Raw genomic sequence first — 3,214 nt, forward strand, 5'->3', positions numbered from 1 at the left:
AAGGCGCTGTTGATCTCCTTGATTTTGGCAAATGGCCGCGCGCTGAAAGAGCAAACAGGCATTCCGCCGATCCTGCTTCTCGATGAGGTCGCCGCGCATTTGGACGCTGGCCGCAGGGCAGCCCTATATGACGAAATTTGTGCCCTTGGCGCGCAGGCATGGATGACCGGCACTGGCCCGGAATTGTTTGATGAATTCGGCGCGCGCGCGCAACACCTCTTGGTCTCTGAAAATAACAATAAATCAGAGGTGAAAATGCAATGAGCATGACGTTGGCTGCCTCAGATTTGGCGATTTATGCGGTCGCAGTGCTGATTTTGTTCCTCACACCCGGCCCGGTCTGGGTGGCGCTTTTGGCGCGTGCTATGTCCGGCGGGTTTCAGGCCGCCTGGCCTCTCGCCTTGGGAGTTGCTATTGGGGATGCTGTTTGGCCGATCCTTGCGATTTTAGGTGTGAGCTGGGTGGTCAATGAGATTGACGGCATCATGACCATTCTGCGCTATGTAGCCGCCGTTTTGTTTCTGGTCATGGGGGGCTTGCTCATCATGAGGGCTGGAAACGCTTTGGGCAGTGACGGCCGTCTCACGCGCCCTGGGATGTGGGCGGGTGTTGTAGCGGGTATTTTGGTTATCTTGGGAAACCCTAAAGCAATTCTGTTCTATATGGGCGTTCTGCCTGGATTTTTTGATCTGATGCAGGTCACTTTGATTGATGTCACAGCGATTGTCATGGTCTCTATTGTGACGCCGTTGCTGGGCAATCTCATTCTGGCAAGTTTTGTAAATAAGGCACGGGCGTTTTTGCAATCTCCGCACGCTGTGCTATTGATCAACCGAATTTCTGGTGGGTTGCTGATTGCGATGGGTCTGGTGATTTCATTTGTTTGACGATTGGTTATTTGCATCTTAACCGCGAATTTTAAGCCTTCTGAAGCATTGAATTTATACAACTTTTTTTTCGCTAAAAAATACGTCCTTTGGCCACAATCTGTTGTGTCATTTGCGTGACAAGCCCTCTGAAATACGCTATTTGTTGTGTAACTCATAAAAGGTAGACACGATGGCCGAGCAAACCCCAGTTGTAGAAGAATACGGCGCAGATTCCATCCAAGTTCTCAGGGGCTTAGAGGCTGTTCGGAAGCGACCTGGCATGTACATTGGCGATACCGACGATGGCTCGGGTTTGCACCATATGGTGTACGAAGTTGTCGACAACGGTATTGATGAGGCTTTGGCCGGTCACGCGGACCATGTTTCGGTGCGGATCAATGCTGATAACTCGGTTTCTGTCGCCGATAATGGTCGTGGTATCCCGGTTGGCATACATGAAGAAGAAGGCGTTTCTGCCGCCGAAGTTATCATGACTCAGCTGCATGCTGGTGGTAAGTTCGACAGCAATTCATACAAGGTATCGGGTGGCCTGCACGGTGTGGGCGTGTCTGTGGTTAACGCACTTTCTGTTTGGTTGGAGCTTCGAATATGGCGAAATGGCAAAGAACATGTGGCCCGTTTTGAGCATGGTGACACAGCGGAGCACTTGAGCATTGTCGGTGACTGTGGCGACAGAACTGGCACGGAGGTCCGCTTCCTCGCCTCTACTGGCACATTTTCCAATCTCGAGTATAAATTCGAAATTCTCGAAAAGCGTTTGCGCGAATTGGCGTTTTTGAATTCAGGCGTGCGGATTATTTTGGAGGATTTGCGCCCGGCTGAACCTCTGCGTAGCGAGCTTTACTATGATGGCGGTGTGCGGGAGTTTGTAAAATATCTAGACCGGTCGAAGTCTTCAATCATGGAAGAGCCTATTTACGTAAACGGAATGCGAGACGATATCGGCGTTGAGGTAGCGATGTGGTGGAACGATACATATCACGAGAATGTTTTACCCTTCACCAATAACATTCCACAGCGTGACGGTGGCACCCACATGGCGGGATTCCGCGGTGCCCTGACGCGGACAATAAACAATTATGCGCAGTCCAGTGGCATTGCCAAAAAAGAAAAGATTAGCTTCACGGGGGATGATGCTCGTGAAGGTTTGACTTGCGTGCTATCAATTAAAGTACCTGACCCAAAGTTCTCAAGTCAAACCAAAGATAAATTGGTGAGCTCTGAAGTCCGCCCTGCTGTTGAGGGGTTGGTGGGTGAAAAGTTGGCTGAATGGTTTGAGGAAAACCCAGCACAGGCGAAGATCATCGTAGGTAAAATCGTGGAAGCCGCTATGGCCCGCGAAGCCGCCCGCAAAGCCCGTGATTTGACCCGTCGCAAGACGGCGATGGATGTCAACTTTTTAGCTGGTAAACTCAAAGATTGTTCGGAAAAGGATCCGTCAAAAACCGAAGTGTTTTTAGTGGAAGGTGATAGTGCCGGGGGTTCTGCTCAAACTGGCCGGGACCGTTTGACCCAAGCGGTTTTACCCTTGCGCGGTAAGATCCTCAACGTTGAGCGTGCGAGGTTTGACCGCATGCTTGGAAGCCAAGAAATTGGTAATTTGGTGATGGCGTTGGGCACTGGCATTGGTCGCGACGAATTTAATATCAACAAGCTGCGCTACCATAAAATTGTCATCATGACTGATGCGGATGTGGATGGGGCGCATATCCGAACCTTGCTGCTCACGTTCTTCTTTAGACAAATGCCAGCTTTGATCGAGGGTGGGTTTCTCTATATAGCACAGCCACCGCTGTTTAAGGTGGGGCGAGGCCGGTCTGAGGTCTATCTCAAAGACCAACCAGCTTTGGATGAGTATCTGATTGAACAAGGCATCGAAGGCGCATTGTTGCGTCTGAGCGATGGCGAAGAGATTTTGGGTGCTGACCTGATGCGCGTGGTGGATGAAGCTCGGCAGTTGAAGCGTATAGTTGACGCTTTTCCAACCCATTACCCGCGCCATATCTTGGAGCAAGCCGCGATTGCAGGAGCTTTTGTGCCGGGGGCTGTGGATCGTGATCTGCAAGGCATGGCCGATGCTGTAGCACGACGGCTAGACCTGATAGCCTTGGAATATGAGCGTGGTTGGCAGGGCCGTCCAACCCAAGACCGTGGCATGAGCTTGGCACGTATTTTGCGCGGCGTTGAAGAGGTGCGCAACCTTGATGGAGCGATGCTCCGCTCTGGAGAAGCCCGCCGCACGGGATTACTGACCGAAAGTTTGCAGGAGACATACGGAAAACCTTGCACATTGGTGCGCAAAGACCGTGTACAGGTGGTGAATG

At 51.4% G+C, this 3,214-nt stretch carries 2 protein-coding genes and 1 pseudogene; all 3 read left to right on the forward strand.

Features of this window, described 5'->3' with window-relative positions; translation table 11 throughout:
• Positions 1-264 (forward strand): annotated as a pseudogene (locus tag ACJAZW_RS15420) (DNA replication and repair protein RecF); the annotation flags it as partial.
• A complete protein-coding gene (locus tag ACJAZW_RS15425; protein WP_415159694.1) occupies positions 261-887 on the forward strand; it encodes a LysE family translocator in 627 nt (208 codons plus the stop codon). The pseudogene ACJAZW_RS15420 and the gene ACJAZW_RS15425, both read left to right, overlap by 4 nt.
• Before the next feature lie 172 nt (positions 888-1,059).
• A partial coding sequence (locus tag ACJAZW_RS15430; RefSeq protein WP_415159696.1) for a DNA gyrase subunit B occupies positions 1,060-3,214 on the forward strand: 2,155 nt, incomplete at its 3' end.

The sequence above is a fragment of the Maritalea sp. genome (genome assembly GCF_047634455.1).
GTDB lineage: Bacteria > Pseudomonadota > Alphaproteobacteria > Rhizobiales > Devosiaceae > Maritalea.

What these genes read in the sequence shown, in the direction of transcription:
- ACJAZW_RS15425 (WP_415159694.1), top strand. Translation starts at nt 261, where the DNA reads ATGAGCATGACGTTGGCTGCCTCAGATTTGGCGATTTATGCGGTCGCA.